Source organism: Candidatus Nanopelagicales bacterium, from assembly GCA_037045355.1.
Taxonomy (GTDB): Bacteria; Actinomycetota; Actinomycetes; order S36-B12.
The window spans coordinates 1-3,245 of the sequence record JBAOHO010000015.1 but is presented as its reverse complement, the minus strand read 5'-3'; the positions used below and the strand labels follow the sequence as shown (position 1 = coordinate 3,245).

General features: G+C 65.2%; 3 protein-coding genes. 2 read left to right on the top strand and 1 reads right to left on the bottom strand.

Annotated elements, in window-relative coordinates:
• Window positions 1-469, top strand: a 469-nt coding sequence (locus V9E98_09765; protein MEI2717264.1) for a hypothetical protein, incomplete at its 5' end; no start/stop codon positions are given.
• A gap of 184 nt (window positions 470-653) precedes the next feature.
• Here the strand turns inward: V9E98_09765 and V9E98_09760 are convergent.
• A complete protein-coding gene (locus tag V9E98_09760; protein MEI2717263.1) occupies window positions 654-848 on the bottom strand; it encodes a DUF3046 domain-containing protein in 195 nt (64 codons plus the stop codon).
• 88 nt (window positions 849-936) lie between these two features.
• On the opposite strand from V9E98_09760, the gene V9E98_09755 reads away from it, so the two are divergent.
• Window positions 937-3,245: DEAD/DEAH box helicase (locus V9E98_09755; GenBank protein ID MEI2717262.1), on the top strand; the 2,309-nt coding region annotated here is incomplete at its 3' end.

Sequence of the window (3,245 nt, the reverse complement as noted above, 5' to 3'; positions counted from 1 at the left end):
TTGCTTGGATGGTGCTGTGGGAATGGGATTTCGTCGTCTTTCGATTCTTGATTTGTCCGAAGCGGGCCATCAGCCCATGGTCAGTGAGGATGGGCAGTATGTGCTGGTCTTCAACGGCGAAATCTTCAATTATGTCGAATTGCGATCGGAACTTCGTCAATTGGGGTACCAGTTTCGGTCCAGCGGGGACAGCGAGGTCCTGCTTGCGGCATATCGTGAATGGGGTCGTGAGTGCTTGTCCAAACTCAATGGCATGTGGGCGTTTGTGATCTATGATCGTCGACATCGGCTGATTTTTGGCTCGCGCGATCGATTTGGTGTCAAGCCGCTGTACTACAGTCGTGGCCTCGCTGCGGGATCCGTTCTTGCCGTTGGATGCGGCAGTCTTGCCCTTGGCGGTGCCGTTGGTGGTGCTGGTGCTGGGAGCCATGGTCTTGGTCTTCCTTTGCTCATCTGGTGCGGCCGGTGATGGTGTGCACCTTAGGGGCGGGGTCCGACACCGCAGTGCTGTCGCGGTGCTCCTGTGGATACTTGCTCAGGGACACCCACTGAGGGCGCCCGATGGACTGTGACGCCACGACTCTAGGCGAACACATGTTCGAACGGTGGATTTCGCTGCGGCGTGTCGGTGCCACCAACGCAGGTCGAGACCACTACGTCAGGTGGGGAGGTACTTCCACCTGGGCACACACCGCCCGCCACACCTTCTTCGCGGCGACTCCGTGAGCCAGTGCCTCTTGCACCGTGCAGCCATCGAGCTCCGCCAAGGCGACGTCGGCCGCCCAGGATGGCGCGTAGGAGGGGCCGAAGACTTCGTCCATCCGGCGCCAGAACTCCGTCAGCCGCATGCGTCGCAGTCTGCCATCCACGCCCGGCCTCACGATTCCCGGCGTCCATCAGTTTGGCTCGGGTCAGGCTCAGGGGTGACGATGACGCATGCCCACCCCCGTCGCCGCCGGTCTGCCCGCGCAGTTCTCGGATGTCACGCGGCAGTGGTTCACCGAGTCCTTCGCCGCGCCGACCGCTGCCCAATCAGACGCCTGGGCAGCGATCGCCTCGGGCGACGACACCTTGGTGGTCGCGCCGACGGGCTCCGGAAAGACGTTGGCTGCCTTCCTGTGGGCCATCGATCGGCTGGCGACCACGCCTGCCACCGACGACGGCGGGAAGAACGGGCCCACCGGCACTTCCGTGGTGTACGTGTCACCGCTGAAAGCGCTGGCGGTGGACATCGAACGCAACCTGCGCAGCCCGCTGGCGGGACTGAAACGTCTGGACCCCGATCTGCGCCCCGTCTCGGTCGGAGTGCGTACCGGGGACACCAGTGCCGGTGAACGCCGCCGCCTCATCACGCACCCGCCCGACATCTTGATCACGACCCCCGAATCCCTGTTCCTGATGTTGACCTCGCAGGCCCGGGACACCTTGACGTCAGTCCACACCGTGATCGTGGACGAGATCCACGCCCTGGCCGGCGACAAACGCGGTTCCCACCTCGCGGTGAGTCTGGAGCGCCTGGCCCACCTGACCGGTGGGTTCCAGCGAATCGGCTGTTCGGCCACCGTCCGCCCCGTCGAACTGGTTGCGGCGTTCCTTTCCGGCGGCCGACCGGTCACAGTCGTCGCCCCGCCGGCGGACAAGACCTTGGAGCTGACCGTCACTGTGCCGGTACCGGACCTCGCCAATCCGCCGGCAGCTGCCGACGACGACGAGGCGCGTACCCCTTCGGTGTGGCCACACGTCGAGCGGGCGATCCTCGACCGGATCGAAGGCACTTCTGCGACCTTGGTGTTCACGAACTCACGCCGACTGTCCGAGCGGCTGACGACCCGACTGAACGAGATGTGGATCGAGGATGTCGCCGACAGTCGAACAGCCGCGACGACGACCCCCGCTGCGGTCATGGCTCAGGCTGGTCAATCCTCCGGCGCTCCCCCTGTGCTCGCCCGGGCCCACCACGGAAGTGTGAGCAAAGAACACCGACGCGAGATCGAGGACGATCTCAAGGCGGGTCATCTCGGAGCTGTTGTGGCGACGAGCAGTCTCGAGCTCGGTATCGACATGGGCTCGGTCGATCTCGTGATTCAGGTGCAAAGTCCACCGGGAGTGGCGTCCGGACTGCAGCGGGTCGGGCGTGCGGGCCATCAGGTCGGAGCGGTGTCACGGGCCGTCGTGTATCCGACTCATCGTGGCGATCTGCTCGCAGCCGCCGTGACCGTGACCGGCATGCTCGCCGGCGACCTGGAACCTCTCAATCCACCTCGGCATCCCCTGGATGTGCTGGCGCAGCAGATCGTGGCCATCGTGGCGATGGATCCCTGGGATCTGGACCAACTCTTCGCACTGGTGCGCCACGCCCAGCCGTATGCGGAGTTGCCCCGAGCTGCTTTCGAAGCTGTCGTCGACATGCTGGCGGGCCGCTACCCCTCGGAGGAGTTCGCCAGTCTGCGACCGCGAATCGTATGGGACCGGACCACGAACACCGTGACCGCACGACCGGGCGCACAACGTCTCGCCGTCACCAATGCGGGAACGATCCCCGATCGAGGTCATTTCGGGGTGTTCCTGGTCGGCGCGGACAACAACAAGCGGGTCGGTGAACTCGATGAGGAAATGGTCTATGAATCCCGGGTCGGCGACGTCTTCGCTCTCGGGAGTTCGAGTTGGCGCATCGAAGACATCACGGCGGACCGGGTGCTGGTCAGCCCCGCTCCGGGACAGCCCGCCAAACTCCCGTTCTGGCACGGCGACTCAATCGGTCGTCCCGCTGTGCTCGGCGAGGCGATCGGGCGGTTCCTGGACTCCTACATCGCGGGGCAAGCCGCGTTTCCCGGCACGCTGGACACCGCCGCCGCATCCAACCTGCGCGAGTATCTGGACGAACAGATCGCCGCGACCGGCACGCTTCCCGGTACCGCGTCGGTGGTCGTCGAGCAGTTCCGCGATGAACTCGGTGATCGACGCATCGTGCTGCACTCCCCGTTCGGCGCTCGGGTGCATGCGCCTTGGGCGCTGATCCTCAGCGACCGGATCGAACAGCGATTCAACCTCGATGGGCAGGTCATGGCGGCCGATGACGGCATCGTGATGCGACTGCCCGACGACGGTTCGCTGGACACGCTGCCGGACCTGATCGACCTCATTCGGGTAGACCCCGACGAGGTCGGCCCGCGGCTGACCACGCTCATCGGGGGGTCCGCGCTGTTCGCCGCCCGCTTCCGGGAGTGCGCCGCCCGGGCTCTGCT

Excerpts from the sequence above, each read along its gene's own strand:
- V9E98_09760 (MEI2717263.1), bottom strand. The coding sequence starts at position 848 with ATGCGGCTGACGGAGTTCTGGCGCCGGATGGACGAAGTCTTCGGCCCC.